The sequence below is a fragment of the Flavonifractor sp. An9 genome, from assembly GCF_002161245.1.
In the GTDB taxonomy this organism is placed as follows: domain Bacteria; phylum Bacillota; class Clostridia; order Oscillospirales; family Oscillospiraceae; genus Flavonifractor; species Flavonifractor avicola.
The window spans coordinates 52803-69686 of record NZ_NFHC01000009.1 but is presented as its reverse complement, the minus strand read 5'-3'; the positions used below and the strand labels follow the sequence as shown (position 1 = coordinate 69686).

Here is a 16884-nt window from a genome sequence, read left to right as displayed (position 1 = left end):
CTAGCCCATGGGGCCGCCGCTCATACCGCCGCCCATATTACCGCCGGGCATCCCGCCGCCGAAGTCGGGCATCCCGCCGCCGAAGTCGGGCATCTCGCCGCCGAAATCGGGCATCCCCTGGCCGCCCTGCTCCTCACCGCTCTGGCTGGTGGTATCGCCGCCGGAGGGGGCCGTCTGCTGATAACGGGTGAATACCTCCACCCCCTCCTCCACGCCGGAGAGGATGCGGACATACTGGCTGTTGGACACCCCGGTCTCCACCGGCACGGCATAGAAGCCGTCGGGCACCACGCCGTCCTCCAGGTCCACCGCGTTGTCCGGCCGGGTATCCGCCTTCACAAAGAGGCAGGTGCCCTCGCTGGTGCTCTTCAGCGCCGCGATGGGGGCCAGCACGCCCTCCGACTCGTCACCCACGGTGATGGTGTAGGATACATTGACGCCGGCGGACAGGGCCCCTTCGCTGGGAATGGTAATGGTGATGGGGAAGTAGGCCACGCCGTTGGTATTAGTGGCCTCATAGCTGATGGCGGTCACTGTTCCGGTGTAGTGGGTATCGCTTTCCGCCCCGGACTGGGTGATGTCCACCTCCATGCCCATGGTGATGCTGTCAATGTCCAGCTCGTCGATGTTGGCAGTGATGGTCATGGAGTCCAGGTTGTAGAGGGTCACTGCGGTCTGCCCCGCCTGCCGGGGAGCCTCCCCCTCCTGCACCCCCACCATGATGATCTTCCCGTCGATCTCCGCTGTCACCTGGTAGTCGGAGCGCTTTTCCTCCGCTTCGGTGATCTTCTCCTGGGTCTGGGTGATTTTTTCCTGGGTCTGGGTAATGCTCCGCTGGGTGGTCTCCACCTGGTCCTCCAGATCGGAGCCATCAATGATAAAGAGGGCAGCCCCGGCGGCCACTGTCTCATAGTCGTCCACGTTGACCGCCGTCAGCTTGCCGCTCTCAGTGGCGGTGATGTCCTCGCTGGCATAGGGCTCCAGCGTGCCCTCCACAGCGGGGTAGAGTTTCTCCCCACTGCCGGTCAGCAGGTAGCCCGCGCCGGTCATACCCTCACTGAGGGCCCCCGGATTATCCACCGTCACCGTCACCGCAAAGCAGCGGGTGCCCTCGGCGGTGACCCGGTCCACCTTCTTGATCTCGGTAACCGTGCCATCCAGGGTGGTCATAAGGCTGGCGATGGACACTCCCGCCTTCATGCCCACATAGATCTGATCCTCGTAGGCATAGCTGAAATACTGGGTGAGGGTCATCTTGCTGTCGTCCACCAAGGTGGCCAGTTTTGTACCCGATCCCACACTGTCCCCCGCCCGGACGGTCACATCGGTGATTCTTCCGGAGAAGGGTGCGGTCACAGTCAGGTCAGCCAGCCGCTCATTCAATTCAGACAGCTGATCGGAGGCGTCAGACAGGGTATTCTCCAGCTCGGTCAGTTCGTCCTGATAGCCCTCGATCTCCTCATCCAACTCAGAGTCGTCCTGGGTATAGAGCAGGTCTCCCGCCGCCACTGTATCACCGGCGGACACATAGACCCCAGTGATCTCCGCCGTGGAGGCTGTGGTATAAGTAACGCTGTCCGCCGGCATGGTGGTACCTGTTCCTTCAATGACCGTGGACAGGCTGCCATAGGTGGTGGTCTCGGTCAGGGCCGTCTGAGTTTCATTCTGAAAGAAAAGGGTCTTGATGCCAAAACCGCCGCCTACCACAACGGCTGCCGCCACAACCAGGGCCACGGCTCGCTTGATGGGAAACTTACGCCGGGCCTTCTTTGGGACCTGTGGGGTCTCCTGGGGCATGATTTCTGCACATTCCATGGTGGGTCCTCCCGTCTGTTCCGGATTCTGGGTCAGTATAATTTGTCAATCTGAAATTACCCTGAAAAATCCAGCGCTGGAATTGTTAACACTCTGTAAATCCTTTTTTCTTTCCATTTTTCTATAATATTTTCAGATAAATTTCAGGATGGAACAGTATCCTTGGCTCAGCAAATACGCATACCAAACAGGAAAGGATCTTACCTATGAGAGTTTTGATTGTGGAAGATGAGCGCCGGCTGGCGGAGGCCCTGGGCCAGATCATGGCGGAGCAGCGCTATCAGACGGATGTGGTATATGACGGGGCCGACGGGCTGGACTATGCCCTGACGGAGCAATACGACGTGATCGTGCTGGACGTGATGCTGCCCAAGCTGGACGGCTTTGAGGTAGCCAGCCGCCTGCGGCACGCCCATGTGTCCACCCCCATCCTCATGCTCACCGCCCGGGATGAGATGCCCGACAAGATCGCCGGTCTGGACCACGGTGCTGACGACTACATGACCAAGCCCTTTGATATCGGGGAGCTGCTGGCCCGTGTGCGGGCCCTCACCCGGCGGCAGGGGGAGGTCATCGGCGAGCAGCTCACCGCCGGGGACCTGACCCTGGAGCTGTCCACCCGCTGTCTGCGGCAGGGGGACAAGTCGGTGCGTCTGGGCTTTAAGGAGTTTGATGTACTGCGGCAGCTGATGGTCCATCCCCGGGCCGTAGTACCCAAGGAGGATATCATCGCCCGGGTCTGGGGGCTGGATTCCGATGCGGAGGACAACAATGTGGAGGTATATATCTCCTTTCTGCGCAAAAAGCTCACGTTTCTGGAATCCAATGTGAGTATCGGCACCGTTCGGAAGGTGGGCTATTATCTGGAGGTGCCCGTCTCATGATCCGGCGGCTGCGGTGGAAGTTTATCCTCATCAACCTGTTGCTGGTGGGGCTGGTTTTAACGGTGGTCTTTGCCCTGTTGCTCTCCTCCAACGCCCGGAGGCTGGCTGATCAGGGAACCGCCGCCCTCCATATGGCGCTGAACCGGGACGCCGACGAGATGCCCCCTCGGTTTGAGATCGGCGCGCCGCCGGAGCAGGACGGCATGGACCGGGACCGCAATGCCTCCATGGTGCCCGTTTTTTCCGTTACTATGGAGGATGGACAGGTCACCTCCATCAACGACGGCGGCCATGTGGATGTATCGGAGGAGACCGCCGCCCAGGCCGCTCAGGAGGCCATGGACTCGGAACAGGACAGTGGCGTGCTGGCCGATCTGGGCCTGCGCTTTTTGATGGAGGAGATGCCTGACGGCACCATCCGTATCGCCTTCGCCGACCTGTCCTGGGAACGCAGTACCCTGCGCAACCTCTTTCTCACCTGCCTGCTGATCTGGCTGCTGGCCATGGCCGCCTTTTTCTTTGTCAGTCTGTTTCTGGCCTCCCTGGCCCTCCGGCCGGTGGAAAAGGCCTGGAAACAGCAGAGGCAATTTGTGGCCGACGCCTCCCATGAGCTGAAAACACCGCTGACCGTAATTCTGGCCAATACCGGGATCGTTCTGGCCCATCCGTCGGACACGGTGGAAAGCCAGTCCAAGTGGCTCAGCTACACCCAGGAGGAGGCCCGCCAGATGAAGGGGCTGGTGGAGGACCTGCTCTTTTTGGCCAAATCGGACAGCGCCCGGCTGCCTACCCATCCCACCCAGGTGGATCTGAGCCAGCTGGTTCAGGGCTGCCTGCTCCCCTTTGAACCGGTGGCCTTTGAGGCGGGGGTGGCCCTGGAGTCCCACATCGATCCAGAGCTGACACTCACCGGGGATGAGGGGCAGCTGCGGCGGCTGGTACGTATTTTGCTGGACAATGCGGTGAAATACGCCGGTCCACCCAACCCGGAGGTCCGGATTACGCTGACCCGCCAGCAGGACAAGCTGCGCCTCAGCGTCCACAACACCGGCGCTCCCATTCCGGCGGAACACTTGCCTCACCTGTTTGAGCGGTTCTACCGGGCGGATGCCGCCCGGGACCGGGCTCAGGGGGGCTATGGTCTGGGGCTGGCCATCGCCAAGAGCATTACCAAAACCCATCGGGGCAGGATCTCTGTGACCAGCACCCCGGACAGCGGCACCACCTTTACCGTCCTGCTGCCCCGGCGGTAGGCTTGTATTTTCATTCTGTTTCCCGTATACTGGTGTCAATACGTGTGCGAGGTGGATTATGGATCTCTGCAACAGCAATGACATCAAGGCCCTGTTGGGCCGCCACGGTTTTCGTTTTTCCAAAAGCATGGGCCAGAATTTTCTCATTCAGGGCTGGGTGCCCCAGGACATTGCCGACGCCTCTGGCGCCGACGAGACCTGCGGCGCTCTGGAGATCGGACCGGGCATCGGTCCTCTCACCGTTCAGCTGGCCCGCCGGGCAGGCAGGGTAGCTGCCATTGAGTTGGACCGGGATCTGCTGCCCATTCTGGCGGAGACCCTCTCTCCCTTTGACAATGTGACTGTCATCCCCGGGGACGCCATGAAACTGGATCTGGCCGCCCTGGCTGCGGAACAGTTTCCCGGCCTCATCCCGGTGGCCTGCGCCAACCTGCCCTACAACATTACCACCCCCGTCATTACCGCCCTCATTGAGGCAGGCTGCTTTGCCTCCATCACGGTAATGATCCAGCGGGAAGTGGCCAAACGGATCTGCGCGGATCCCGGTACGGCGGATTATGGTGCCTTCTCTCTGTTCTGCCAGTACTACACCCAGCCGGAGTATCTCTTTGAAGTGCCTCCGGAGTGCTTTCTGCCCGCTCCCAAGGTGACCTCGGCAGTGATCCGCATGGTGCCCCGGTCTGAGCCGGTACAGACCCTGGTGGAGGACGACTTCTTCTTCCGGGTCGTGCGCGCCTCCTTTGCCCAGCGCCGCAAGACCCTGCTCAACGGTCTGTCTGCCGCTTTCGGCGACCGGTTGAGCAAGGATCAACTGCGGCAGGCCATTGCCGACACCGGACTGCCTGAGGGGGTCCGCGGCGAGCGGCTGGGCATCCAAGAGTTTGCCCTTCTGGCCCGTGCGCTTCGGGCGCTGGGAGCTTGAAGTTCCTGGTACTTCAAAAGGCAGATTGAAACTGCCGGGAAAGAAAATTGCAAAATCGCCTGGCACAGGGGAATTGACATTATGCCCAAATCTGTGTATGATTACCCCATGGGATTTGTAACTTCCGGGGCTTGTCCGCCCCGCCGGAGCCCCAGAGAGATCAATACGGGAAAGAGGTCATGCATTATGGCAAACATTGATTTGAATCAATACGGCATCACCGGCGTCACCGAGATCCTCCACAACCCCTCCTATGAGGTCCTGTTCCAGGAAGAGACCAGGCCTGAGCTGGAGGGCTATGATAAGGGCCAGGTCACGGATCTGGGCGCCGTTAACGTCATGACCGGCATCTATACCGGCCGTTCTCCTAAAGATAAGTTCATCGTTATGGACGACACCTCCAGAGACACCGTGTGGTGGACCTCCGATGAATTCAAGAACGACAACAAGCCCGCTTCTCAGCAGGCTTGGGATACCTGCAAGCAGTTGGCCATTCAGGAGCTGTCCAATAAGAAGCTATATGTTATGGACGTGTTCTGCGGCGCCAACGCCGATACCCGTATGGCCATCCGCTTCATCATGGAAGTGGCCTGGCAGGCTCACTTTGTGAAAAATATGTTCATCCAGCCCACCGAGGAGGAGCTGGAACACTTCCAGCCCGACTTTATCTCCTACAATGCCTCCAAGGCCAAGGTGGCAAACTACAAGGAACTGGGTCTCAACTCTGAGACTGCCGCCATCTTCAATCTCACCTCCCGGGAGCAGGTTATCCTGAATACCTGGTACGGAGGCGAGATGAAGAAGGGTATGTTCTCCATGATGAACTACTTCCTGCCCCTGAAGGGTATGGCCTCCATGCACTGCTCTGCCAACACCGACATGAATGGCGAGAACACCGCCCTGTTCTTCGGCCTGTCCGGCACCGGCAAGACCACCCTGTCCACCGATCCCAAGCGCCTGCTCATCGGCGACGACGAGCACGGCTGGGATGATAACGGCATTTTCAACTTCGAGGGCGGCTGCTACGCCAAGGTCATCAACCTGGATAAGGAGTCCGAGCCCGATATCTACAATGCCATTAAGCGCAACGCTCTGCTGGAGAACGTCACTGTGGACGAGAACGGCCACTGTGACTTCAATGACGACTCCGTCACCGAGAACACCCGCGTCTCCTATCCCATTGACCACATCGAGAAGATCGTCCGGCCCGTATCCGCCGGTCCCGACGCCAAGAACGTGATCTTCCTGTCCGCCGACGCCTTCGGCGTGCTGCCTCCTGTGTCCATCCTGACCCCGGAGCAGACCGAGTACTACTTCCTGTCCGGCTTCACCTCCAAGCTGGCGGGCACCGAGCGTGGCATCACCGAGCCCACCCCCACTTTCTCCGCCTGCTTCGGCCAGGCCTTCCTGGAACTCCATCCCACCAAGTACGGCGAGGAGCTGGTGAAGAAGATGGCCAAGTCGGGCGCCAAGGCCTACCTGGTAAACACCGGCTGGAACGGCACCGGCAAGCGGATCTCCATCAAGGATACCCGTGGTATCATTGACGCCATCCTGGACGGCTCCATTCTGAAGGCGGAGACCAAGACCATCCCCTACTTCAATCTGGCTGTCCCCACCGCCCTGCCCGGCGTGGATACCAACATTCTGGACCCCCGCAACACCTACGCCGATCCCACTGAGTGGGACACCAAGGCCAAGGATCTGGCCGCCCGCTTCGTGAAGAACTTCGCCAAGTACACCACCAACGACGCCGGCAAGGCTCTGGTAGCCGCCGGTCCCAAGGTAGACTGAGTTATTTACATACATCCTTTCGCCGTCCCCGGTGCGTTTTACGCACCGGGGACTGTTTCTGGTGCGCAGGCCTCCCTTCTCCCGCATAGCATGGGGAAAAGGAGGTTATTTTTATGCCCATTATCTACCTCTCCCCCTCCACCCAGGAGAACAACCTGTACGTCAACGGCGGCACGGAAGAGGAGTGGATGAATCGTCTGGCAGACGCTATGGAGCCCTACCTCACCGCTGCCGGCATCCGTTTTTCCCGCAACACCCCGGACATGACCGCCCTGTCCTCTATCCGGGCCTCCAACGCCGGGAACTACGATCTCCACCTGGCTCTCCACTCCAACGCCGCACCGGAAGAGCAATACGGTCAGGCCCGGGGTATCGTGGTTTTCTATTATCCCAGCTCCACAGAGGGCAAGCGGGCCGCCCAGCTCATTGCCAATGGCCTGAAAACCATCTACCCCCTGCCCAATAAGGTTCGGGCCGAGTCTACCACCTCCATCGGCGAGGTACGGCGGGTGCGTGCCCCCTCGGTGTTCCTGGAACTGGGCTATCATGATAACCCGGACGACGCCGCCTGGGTGCAGAACAACCTGGACGCCATTGCCCGCAATATCGTCCTCTCCCTGACGGAGTATTTTGGTCTGCCCTTTCTGGAGCCTCAGTCCCCCCGTCCCGCCGTTGTGGACGTCTCTTGGGGCTATCTGAATATCCGCGATAAACCCTCCACCACCGCCGCTGTGCTGGCCAGGGCCTATGACGGTACCCGCCTTACCATCCTCAACCAATGGGAGGACTGGTATGTGGTCCGGCTTGACGGCATGGTGGGGTGGGCCAACAGCCAATTTATCACACTGCTGTAACATACTCATGCGTTCATAATTCGTTCACAATAAGTTCCGAAACGGTTCACCACTTCGGTGCGGAATCTGGTATCATAGAGATCGTCAGGATACCAGAGATAACAATGACATTACTCCTCCTCTCTTCTCTCTCTCTTTTCAACGCACTACCCACTGTCCCACCGCAGGGCGGCAATCGCTCCCTGCGGTGGGGACAGACCAAAATTTCCGCGTCTCTGTTTCAGAGGCGCGTTTTTTGATGCCCGCTGTATCCTTTTTTCTCCTGCCGGCTATACTAGCTATGCAGACTAACCGGCAGGAGGTGATAGAATGGCGTATATCGATCCGGCAATCCGGCCCCAGTTTGATTCCATGCCGCCCCACCTTCGGGAACATATTCTCAACATGGGGGTGCGGCTGGAAACCATGGCAGATCTGATGGGCTGTCTGGAGCGCATTATCGCGGAAGAGGGGCATAAATAGGCCCTCTGAAATTTTTTGAAAAATTTTAAAAAAGGTCTTGCATTCTGTCTAAAGCTGTGCTAATATAATTAAGCTGTCAGCGAGAGAGAGAAACACCTCAGTTGATATGCGGCTGTAGCTCAGTTGGATAGAGTGTTTGGCTACGAACCAAAAGGTCGGGGGTTCGAATCCCTTCAGCCGTACCAAAAGAGACACGCTTTTGCGTGTCTCTTTTGTTTTTTTGCTTTCTGTCCGGCAGTCAATTTTTTCTCTTTATTTTTTAAATCAGGGGTTGACATACCATCCCCTCTGTGGTATTCTATTTAGGCACTCAGAAAACGCGAGACTGGAGCCCTCCACGCCGGAGTGGCGGAATTGGCAGACGCCCGGGACTTAAAATCCCGTGGGAGTAATCCCGTGCCGGTTCGACCCCGGTCTCCGGCACCATATCGCGGGGTAGAGCAGTTTGGTAGCTCGTCGGGCTCATAACCCGGAGGTCGAGGGTTCAAATCCCTCCCCCGCAACCAGAAAAAACACCTGATTCCACGAGAATCAGGTGTTTTTTATTACTTTTCTGCCATTTTCAAAAATAAGGCGTGTCGAGAAATTCAACTTTAATTCAACTCGCCTCTCAAATTCAAGCCTTTTTCAAAAAGATATCCGACAAGATATCTGCATTGCGCTGGTCGGCCTCCTCCATTACATGGGCGTAAATATTGGCCGTGGTGCTGACCTGGGCGTGTCCCAGCCGTTTGGAAATACTCACACTGTCCACCACATTGAAGTACAGCATAGAGGCCATTGTATGCCGGAAGGCATGAGCGTTAATGTGTGGGAGTCCGCGGCGCTTGCTGAACTTCTTGAGATAGTCGGTTACGCTGTCCGGGTGCATGGGCTTGCCGTTGTCCTGGGAGAATACGAAGTCCTGATTCTGGTAGTACTCCCCCAGTCGCAGCCGTTCCTCCGCCTGCCATGCCCGATACCGCCGGAGTAACTGCATTGTCTCAGCAGGCAGTGTGATGTACCGCCGGGATCGTTCCGTTTTGGGCGTACTCTCATAGATGCCGATATCCGGGGAATAAAGGATGCTATTGCAAATATAGATCCGGTTCCCCTCAAAGTCCACCTTGTCCCATTTCAGCCCCAGCACTTCCCCACGCCGTGCGCCGGTGATAAGCAGCAGGTGGACAAGCATTTTCCACTTCATAGGTTCCAGCTCCAGTGCGTCCCGGATCGCCGCCACCTGTTCCGGCTGGAAGTAGTTCACTTCCTTATGTTCTGCTTTCGGTAGTGTGGCACGACTGGCAACATTAAACGGGACAAGGCCCTCCTTCACCGCTTGCTCCAACACCGTGGAGATCAGCCGGTGATGCTCCAGGATCGTCTTTGCGGACAGCTTGCCGCCCCGCTTGTTCTGTCCATCCTGGCCCAACAGGGTATAGAAATCGTTCAGGTGGTCGGCCCGCAGCTCCCGCAGCTTGATATGCCCTATCTGTGGGTAAATCCGGCCTGTCAGCTCCTTGTATCTCACAACGGTGGAGTGCTTCACCCCCCGCTGCTCTTTCAGACCAATTACATAATCGCAATAAGCGGCGAACTTCTGGCGGCTGTCAGAGGTCATGCCCTCTTTGCACTCTTTCTCAAAGGTCGCGGCGAAAGCCTCGGCCTTTTTTCTTGCGCTTTTTTCCGTCCAGGTGGGCGATACCTCAAAAGTGGCCGTCCAGGGCTTGAGTTGCTTCCCATCCATCCCCCGGCCACGGTGGACACGGATGGAGAAGGAAACCAGCTTGCCGGACTTGTCCCGGCGCTCTTGAATGTTAGCCATCGTTGGACACCTCCCGCACATAACTTTTAATTCTCTGCTCTACGAGTTCTTGGCAATCTAGCGCCAATAAATTAAATCGTTCAAGAGGACAAGTTGCCAGCACTTGACCATCTTTGCAGATTTTATATCCTTCACTTATGGATTGTAGCGCCATTTCTACACTTATCTTTGGCCCCTCGTCCTTAGAGAAAAGCTCTATTTCATATCCAGAAAGATACGCAAGAATACGTACCGCATTAAGGCGCCGTTTCCATTCATTGTTCCAGTCAGAAAATAAAGAAAATGTTTTTTCCTTCTCGGTTCTATAATCGTCTAACCCCATTAGCCACTCTACGCGCTCATTTGGTAGAACTTTTACAATTTCAGTCGCCACAGTATGAGATAAAGCTGTTTTTTTGTTTGCTATGCGAGACAGCGTATTTTGTGAGATTCCAGTCTCTCCTGATAGCCATTCTTGAGTGATATTGTGCTCTTGATAAAGCTGCTTCAACCTATCGGCGCTTTTGGGATTAACTTCTTGCTTTGTCCTGGCCATTTTGTATCTCCTTTTGAATTAAATTAAAGTTTAAATAGTAATGTACTTTTCTTGAATTTTATATTATGATATTACCACAGGGCGGCACGATATTCAAGCCCTAAAATATGAAAGGAGAACAAATAAAATGGTACAGCAGAGCACTCCCAGGTTTATGACCATCAGGGAAACCGCTGCAACTGGGATTCTGTCTGAGCACCACCTCCGCCTTATGGCAAAACGTGGTGAACTCCCAGGAATTTATTCCGGGACACGGTTCAAGGTCAACTACCCCCTGCTGGTCGAAAAACTCAATCGTGACAGCATGGAGGTGAACGCAGCTAATGCCTAAAAGAAAAAGAGCCGTCCACGGTGCTGACACACCGGGACGGCAGGCGGAAACGGGGACTTGTAGCAGGGCCTCCACTTCCATCTATCAGAATACCACACTAAAAAACAGCAGGCAACCAGGAAGAATCGAGCGGCTATTATCCCACGGCGCAGAGAACGCCGTCCCACTGTCCCACCTTGTGGCTATGACTGAACTGCCCGCCCGCCAAGTCCGCCAGCAGATCCAGGCGGAACGCTTGCAGGGTGCTCAGATTTTGGCCGACAACCAGAACGGCTATTTTTTGCCCAATAGCCAAGCCGATGTAGAACTGTTTTACCGCTCCATGTTGCACAGGGCGGCGGAGATCGCCCGTGTCGCCAACACCGTGCGGCTGAGGGGGCGGTTGCTTGACTAAATTTTTTCCCGAAGGATTACCCCAAGAACTAAAAGACAGCGGGCGCTGGTGCGTATGGAGATACGAACAGCGAGAGGGCCGAGACAAGCCTACCAAAGTACCGTACAACCCCCGAACCGGGGGCGGGGCTATGTCCAACAACCCCAGCACCTTCACCGGCTACCAGGAGGCCGTGAACGCCCTGGAGCGGGGCAGATATGACGGCCTGGGTGTGGGCGTGTTTGACGGCTTATGTGCCGTTGACATTGACCACTGCATAGCGGAGGACGGCACCCCCTCCCCTCTTGCCGTGGATATTACTTCCACAATGGCAAGCTACACAGAAACCAGCCCCAGCGGACAGGGGATACGGATATTCTTCAAAGCCGCCGGTTTTACCTACGACAAGAGCCGCTATTACACTATGAACGCAACGCAAGGGCTGGAAATCTATGTTTCCGGTGCTACCAGCAAGTTTTTGACCGTCACCGGCAACTCTGGCCCCTGGGCTGGGCCGTTCCCTATTTGCGAGCGGGCGGAGGCATTGCAGACTATCCTTGACCGCTACATGGTGCGGCCCGCTCGAACCCTTCCAGAGGCCACCAGAGCGTCCCAGGCACCCGTTGACCTGTCGGACGCTGAGGTTTGCAAAGGCCCACAACGCCCGCAACGGGGCCGCATTTGCCGCCCTATGGAATGGGAACACTTCCGGCTATGGCAGTCATTCAGAGGCAGACATGGCCCTTTGCAACGTCTTGGCCTTTTGGACAGGATGCAACGCCGCACAGATGGACAGGCTTTTTCGGCTGTCCGGCCTCATGCGTGAAAAATGGGATCGTCAGCAGAGCGGCAGCACCTATGGAGCCTTGACCATTGCAGAGGCTATTCGTACTTGCAACACTACTTATTCAGCACCAACAAAACACCAACAGGGCACACATAGACCACCAACAGAACACATAAAAAATCCGCCGGAGCAAGTCAGACCACCGGACTTTTCAGACGCTGGTAACGCTGAGGCATTTACCCGGAAGTATCGGGATACCCTTCTCTTTTTCGATGCCCTGGGCTGGCTCGTGTGGAACGGTCAACGCTGGGAGCGCAGCGACCACCAGGCCCTCACTCTGGCAACGGAACTTTCCGGTGAAATGCTGGTCGATGCACAGAAAGAATACCGGGCCGCTCTTGTGGGTATGGCAGAGGCAAAGGCGGCGGAGGCAGAGGGCACCGGCAAGCCAGAGGACATGGAGCGAGCCACCAGCCGGGCCGCAAGTGCAAAGGCATACCTCACCCACTCCAAGCAGACCCGCAGCGCCGGACGGCTGAAAAATATGCTGGAGCTGGCAAAACCCACCTTTGTAGTCAAAGCTGACACTTTGGACGCAAACCCGGCAGACCTGAACACTCCCGCCGGTATCGTTGACCTGACCACCGGGGCGCTACGGCCCCATGACCGGGCGGCACGATGCAGTCAGATCACCACCGCCTCCCCCGGCGAGCAGAGGGCGCAGATGTGGGCGGACTTTCTGGACACCATCACCCAGGGGGACGGCAGCTTGCGGGGATTCCTCCAGCTTGTGGCCGGTATGGCCCTCCACGGCAAAGTCTACCATGAAGGGCTGATTCTGGCACACGGAGCGGGACGAAACGGAAAAAGCACCTTTTTTAATGCCCGGGCAATACACAGCCGCTGTTTCTGACCGCCGGACACATTGGCCCCGCCCCGTTCGATGCGGGTCTGATAGCTATCGGGGAAGCGCTCAATAAACTCATCGGCGCAGGCCGCTCGACAGGCCTGGATACACTCCTCCTCAGTGGCATCCGGATTGCCCCAGCGCAAGTTGTCCAAAATGGTGCCGGAAAACAGGGTGTTCTTCTGGAGCACCACCGACACCTGATTCCGCAGGGCCTCCATATCGTACTGCCGCACGTCCAGACCGCCCACTTTGACGCTCCCCTCGCTGACGTCGTACAGGCGGCAGATCAGATTTACCAGACTGCTCTTGCCTGAACCGGTACCCCCGATGACTCCGATGGTCTCGCCGGAGGCGATGTGCAGGTCGATGTCGGAGAGGGCGTTCTTTCCGCTGCCGTGCTTGTAGGAAAAGCTGACATGATCGAAGTCAATGGAGCCGTCGGCCACCTGAGTGACAGGGTTCTCCGGGTCCTTCAGATCGGGAGTCTCACTGAGGACCTCACTGATCCGGCGGATGCTGGCCATGGACATGGAGATCATGACCACCACCATAGAGAGCATCATCAGGCTCATCAGCAGAGACATGATGTAACTAAAGAGGCTGGTCAGATCGCCGGTGGACAGGGTGCCGTCCACGATAAACTGGGCGCCCAGCCAGGAGGCGGTGATGATGCAGAAGTAGACCGCCAGCATCATGGCTGGGCTGTTGAAGGCCAGCAGTCCCTCGGCCTTGACAAACAGCTTGTACAGATTGGCGGAGGCTTTGGAAAACTTCCGGTTCTCATAGTCCTCCCGCACGAAGGCCTTTACCACCCGGATGGCAGATACATTCTCCTGGACACTGGCGTTCAGATCGTCGTACTTGCGGAGCACCTGACCAAAGATCTTCAGGGTGACCACCATGATGGCCCCCAGCACCACAATGAGGAATGCCACCGCAATCAGGAACATCAGGCTCATTCTGGGACTGATGATCAGACACATGATGTAGCTGAATATCAGCATCAGGGGAGCCCGCACCGCGATACGGATCACCATCATAAAGGCGTTTTGTACGTTGGTGATATCGGTGGTCATCCGGGTCACCAGACCGGGGACACTGAACTTATCGATGTTGGAAAAGGAAAAGGTCTGAATGTTGTTGTAAATGGCCTGGCGCAGATTGGCCGACAGCCCGGCGGAAGCGCTGGCGGCGCATTTTCCCGCCAGGGAGCCAAACACCAGACTGAGCAGTGCCATGACCACCATCAGTATGCCGTAGCGGTACACCAGGTTCAGATTGGCGGCCTCCAGTCCCTGATCGATGATCAGAGCTGTGATAAAGGGCATCAGGATCTCCATCAGGATCTCCAGCGCCGCCATGATAATGCACAGGATGGTATCTTTGCGGTACCTCCCCAGCTGCTGCAATACTTTTTTCACGTTGCCGATGCCTCCTTGTGGCTTTGTGTCTGGAACATTATTAAATTCTGCAGCATACGTTTCTGCAGCTGATCCAGGGTGGACAGTTCTTCCGCAGACAATCCCCGGTAGAGGGAATTCTCCACCTCCCGGATGGATGCAGCCAAAAGCGCTTGTATGCGCCGTCCTTTCTCCGTGCTGAACAGCAGCCTGCGCCGGTCATCCTCCTCACAGGCTTCCACCCTTATATATCCTTTCTCCCGCAGCCGCTTGACCAGATTGGATATGGTGGCCTTGGAATAACCGCTGATCTGATGCAGATCTGTCACCGACACTCCAGTCTCCGAATGCCGCAAAATATACAGCAGCATCTGGGCCTGTACGCCGGTCACATCAGACGCAGCCAAATAATAATTTGCCATTCGCTCCATCTGAATGCAGATTTGTCTGTTGTCCCGGGCCAAACGGCTCCGATCCACTGCCATAGCTGTATCCCTCCTTTTATATCCAAGTTAATTGTTAGATATCTTACTATTTATAGCACGATAACCCTTGTATGTGAAATACAAATCTGCTATTATCAATAAAAGAGTTTTATTGTTTTTACGCGTTGTACAAAAGCAGAATTACGGTACGGGGTGATTTGGTTGAATACAACACAATTAGAATGTTTCATGGCTGTAGCGGACTTTTTGAACTTCTCCCGGGCGGCGGAACATCTTCGAATCACCCAGCCCGCAGTCAGTCACCAGGTCAAAACACTGGAGGACGAACTTGGGGTCCAGCTCTTCAGCCGCACCAGCAAATCCGTTCGGCTGACCCAGGCAGGACATATGTTTTTGCAGTATGCAGGCCAAATGCTCAAGCTGGCCCGGATCTCTCAGGTCCAGGTCAAACGCTGCCAGGCTGCCCAGCCCACACGGCTGGAGATTGGCTGCCGCAGCGCCGCCGATCTCCAGCTGATACGTCCCGCTCTGGATCGCCTGCGGCAGGAGGCCCCGGACATCCTTCCCCTGCTTCGCCTCTACCCCTTCAGCGCGCTGGATAACCTGATGGCGGATGGCGAAATTCAGCTGCTGTTTGCCTTTCAGGAAAACGCCCCCAAAAACAGCGTCTACCGGGAACTGGTGCGCTGTCCGGTGGTATGTGTATGTCGGGAAGATCACCCGCTGGCCCAGCAGGAGGAGCTCACCCTGGAGCATCTGAAACAGGCCGGACGGATCGCTGCCATTCACCCTCCCGCCTGCCCCTCCTCCCTGTTCGCCATCCAGGGACAGATTGTCACCGCCAACGATCCGGACCAGGTCATCTTCTGCGATACCCAGGAGACCCTTCTTACCATGGTGGAAACCGGCTATGCTTTTGCGGTTATGGCTGTCTTTCCCCAACTGCGGCGCCCCGGGTTGCGTTACCTCCCCCTGCGGGAGTTTTCTCCTCTTTCCTATGGTGCCGCCTGGCCCAGCGGTGGGCGGAATCAGGCCCTTCGCACCTTCCTTCATCTGCTGGAGGATACCCTGCACCTGCCAGAACCTGAAAACGCATAGCATATCAGTTTTCAAAGCGACCTGACACAACTGCAGGCGACCACTTCGACCACTATCCGTCCCGGAGGCGGGCAAGCCCAACCGGGAGAAATACTGGGAATCCGGGCCAAAAGAGAAACGAGGCCCTGCCCGGCGAAATGCCGGGCAGGGCCTCGTTCTCACTTATACGTTTTTGGAGCTCCGCCCAAAGGACTCAGTCCGCCCCCTGAAAAGAGACCGTCAGTTCCTCTTTGGGCTGCTCTAAGTACTGTCTGGATTCCTCCAGCCGCTCCTCCATCCTGGCAACTTCCGCCTGGATGTCCTCCCGGCTTTTTCTGCGGTTCCAGCGCAGGAACATATGGTAGCGCTGCTGAAGCGACTCCATCTTGGGCGGAAACCGGATCTCTTCACCATTGATCCAGTTGCCCTCCAACTCATTGCGGCAGATCTCGTCGTCCATCACCGCCATATAGAGCGCGTATCGGGTATATTCTTCCAGCGGAAAACGTCTCCTCCGCCGACGGCAAACCGCGCCTGCCACGCAGGCGCCCAAAATGCCAAGTCCTGCCGCTGTTTTCAGCTTATTCATCGTCGTATTTATCCCCCAACGAATTTGATCTGCTTTCCGGTCCGTTCCTCCAAAAACCGGCGGAACTCCGCCACACTTCCACCCTCCAGCCCCTCTTTTTCAAAGGCACTGGCATGGTTTTTCCCCATAATAAAAAAGATGTATGCTCCGCTCTCTGCCAGCACAGTGACCTTGTCATACTTCCACTGTGTCACCGCTCCGGCGATTTTGGTCTCAAAGCAATCCTGATGAAACGTGGTACTGCTGAACTCCGTGCCGGGCAGCGCCCGCCGCCGGGCAATATAGCCGTTCAGCCAATCCTGCTTCCACTGTACTGCCAGCAGAAAAACGATCACCACTCCGTTGGTACCCACATACCAGGGATCCTCCCAGGACGCATAGATGGACAGCAGGCAAATACCAATCAGGACGGCACAGACCACCTTGAGCCACAGATTGGTCCTGGCCCGGACGGTTTTTCGCAGGGCTCTGGCCATGGCGGTCAGGGTCTTTTGAGAATATCGGGTGCTGCATACAAACTCCATAACAGCCCTCCTCCATCCTGCAATTCTGATGTAAGCAGTATATCAGATGGCAGGCAGGGATACAGAAAGGTTTTCTGAAGGCCGTCTTAACAATCCTAAAGGTTGCCCCTCCTGTGCCGTTCCC

At 56.7% G+C, this 16884-nt stretch carries 18 protein-coding genes and 3 tRNA genes; 14 read left to right on the top strand and 7 right to left on the bottom strand.

All coding sequences use genetic code 11. The features are described 5' to 3' along the window. Window positions 1-1815, bottom strand: a complete 1815-nt coding sequence (locus tag B5G40_RS07845; RefSeq protein WP_087267850.1) for an efflux RND transporter periplasmic adaptor subunit — start codon at window positions 1813-1815, stop codon at window positions 1-3. Between the two features lie 206 nt (window positions 1816-2021). Between B5G40_RS07845 and B5G40_RS07840 the strand changes: the two genes are divergently transcribed. From B5G40_RS07840 to B5G40_RS07805, 9 genes are all read left to right on the top strand, one after another. Next, window positions 2022-2699, top strand: coding sequence for a response regulator transcription factor (locus tag B5G40_RS07840; protein ID WP_087267853.1), 678 nt, complete (start codon window positions 2022-2024; stop codon window positions 2697-2699). Then, window positions 2696-3952, top strand: a complete 1257-nt coding sequence (locus B5G40_RS07835; protein WP_087399266.1) for a sensor histidine kinase — start codon at window positions 2696-2698, stop codon at window positions 3950-3952. The genes B5G40_RS07840 and B5G40_RS07835 overlap by 4 nt, the downstream gene beginning before the upstream one ends. Window positions 3953-4010: 58 nt before the next feature. Continuing rightward, a complete protein-coding gene (gene rsmA, locus B5G40_RS07830) occupies window positions 4011-4874 on the top strand; it encodes a 16S rRNA (adenine(1518)-N(6)/adenine(1519)-N(6))-dimethyltransferase RsmA (RefSeq protein WP_087399265.1) in 864 nt (287 codons plus the stop codon). A gap of 186 nt (window positions 4875-5060) precedes the next feature. Beyond that, window positions 5061-6668 (top strand): phosphoenolpyruvate carboxykinase (ATP), encoded by a 1608-nt coding sequence (gene pckA, locus B5G40_RS07825; RefSeq protein ID WP_087399264.1) that lies wholly within the window; start codon window positions 5061-5063, stop codon window positions 6666-6668. A gap of 113 nt (window positions 6669-6781) precedes the next feature. Beyond that, window positions 6782-7522, top strand: a complete 741-nt coding sequence (locus B5G40_RS07820; RefSeq protein ID WP_087327428.1) for an N-acetylmuramoyl-L-alanine amidase — start codon at window positions 6782-6784, stop codon at window positions 7520-7522. 309 nt (window positions 7523-7831) lie between these two features. Then, the gene (locus B5G40_RS16855) at window positions 7832-7984 is read left to right on the top strand and encodes a hypothetical protein (RefSeq protein WP_158094697.1); all 153 of its coding nucleotides are present in this window, start codon (window positions 7832-7834) and stop codon (window positions 7982-7984) included. A 108-nt stretch (window positions 7985-8092) separates the two neighbouring features. Continuing rightward, window positions 8093-8169 (top strand) — tRNA-Arg (locus B5G40_RS07815). A gap of 154 nt (window positions 8170-8323) precedes the next feature. Beyond that, window positions 8324-8410 (top strand) — tRNA-Leu (locus B5G40_RS07810). A 3-nt stretch (window positions 8411-8413) separates the two neighbouring features. Beyond that, window positions 8414-8490, top strand: a tRNA-Met gene (locus B5G40_RS07805). A 110-nt stretch (window positions 8491-8600) separates the two neighbouring features. Here the strand turns inward: B5G40_RS07805 and B5G40_RS07800 are convergent. Continuing rightward, entirely contained in the window at window positions 8601-9788 is a 1188-nt protein-coding gene (locus tag B5G40_RS07800) for a tyrosine-type recombinase/integrase (protein WP_158099497.1), read from the bottom strand. After that, the gene (locus tag B5G40_RS07795) at window positions 9781-10323 is read right to left on the bottom strand and encodes a helix-turn-helix domain-containing protein (RefSeq protein WP_087399262.1); all 543 of its coding nucleotides are present in this window, start codon (window positions 10321-10323) and stop codon (window positions 9781-9783) included. Before B5G40_RS07795 ends, B5G40_RS07800 begins: the two co-directional genes overlap by 8 nt. Window positions 10324-10477: 154 nt before the next feature. Here B5G40_RS07795 and B5G40_RS07790 point away from each other — a divergent pair, with 154 nt between their 5' ends. The 4 genes from B5G40_RS07790 to B5G40_RS07775 all read left to right on the top strand — a co-directional run bounded on the left by B5G40_RS07790 (window position 10478) and on the right by B5G40_RS07775 (window position 12727). Further along, window positions 10478-10654 (top strand): hypothetical protein, encoded by a 177-nt coding sequence (locus tag B5G40_RS07790; protein ID WP_191905413.1) that lies wholly within the window; start codon window positions 10478-10480, stop codon window positions 10652-10654. Window positions 10655-10838: 184 nt separating this feature from the next. Continuing rightward, window positions 10839-11048, top strand: coding sequence for a hypothetical protein (locus B5G40_RS16625; RefSeq protein WP_143383386.1), 210 nt, complete (start codon window positions 10839-10841; stop codon window positions 11046-11048). 130 nt (window positions 11049-11178) lie between these two features. Then, window positions 11179-11853, top strand: coding sequence for a hypothetical protein (locus B5G40_RS16850; protein ID WP_158099496.1), 675 nt, complete (start codon window positions 11179-11181; stop codon window positions 11851-11853). Beyond that, window positions 11765-12727 carry a phage NrS-1 polymerase family protein gene (locus B5G40_RS07775; protein WP_087399258.1) on the top strand — a complete coding sequence of 321 codons (963 nt, stop codon included), beginning with the start codon at window positions 11765-11767 and terminating at the stop codon, window positions 12725-12727. Before B5G40_RS16850 ends, B5G40_RS07775 begins: the two co-directional genes overlap by 89 nt. Here B5G40_RS07775 and B5G40_RS07770 read toward each other — a convergent pair. Continuing rightward, window positions 12634-14145, bottom strand: coding sequence for an ABC transporter ATP-binding protein (locus tag B5G40_RS07770; RefSeq protein WP_242959322.1), 1512 nt, complete (start codon window positions 14143-14145; stop codon window positions 12634-12636). The genes B5G40_RS07775 and B5G40_RS07770 overlap by 94 nt on opposite strands. Further along, window positions 14142-14609, bottom strand: coding sequence for a MarR family winged helix-turn-helix transcriptional regulator (locus tag B5G40_RS07765; RefSeq protein WP_087399257.1), 468 nt, complete (start codon window positions 14607-14609; stop codon window positions 14142-14144). The genes B5G40_RS07770 and B5G40_RS07765 overlap by 4 nt, the downstream gene beginning before the upstream one ends. A gap of 153 nt (window positions 14610-14762) precedes the next feature. Between B5G40_RS07765 and B5G40_RS07760 the strand changes: the two genes are divergently transcribed. Beyond that, window positions 14763-15668 carry a LysR family transcriptional regulator gene (locus B5G40_RS07760; protein WP_275533059.1) on the top strand — a complete coding sequence of 302 codons (906 nt, stop codon included), beginning with the start codon at window positions 14763-14765 and terminating at the stop codon, window positions 15666-15668. A 193-nt stretch (window positions 15669-15861) separates the two neighbouring features. On the opposite strand, the gene B5G40_RS07755 is transcribed toward B5G40_RS07760, so the two are convergent. Both B5G40_RS07755 and B5G40_RS07750 read right to left on the bottom strand, forming a co-directional pair. Beyond that, window positions 15862-16236, bottom strand: a complete 375-nt coding sequence (locus tag B5G40_RS07755; protein WP_143383385.1) for a hypothetical protein — start codon at window positions 16234-16236, stop codon at window positions 15862-15864. Between the two features lie 8 nt (window positions 16237-16244). Then, window positions 16245-16760 carry a YcxB family protein gene (locus B5G40_RS07750; RefSeq protein ID WP_087399255.1) on the bottom strand — a complete coding sequence of 172 codons (516 nt, stop codon included), beginning with the start codon at window positions 16758-16760 and terminating at the stop codon, window positions 16245-16247. Between the last annotated feature and the right edge of the window lie 124 nt (window positions 16761-16884).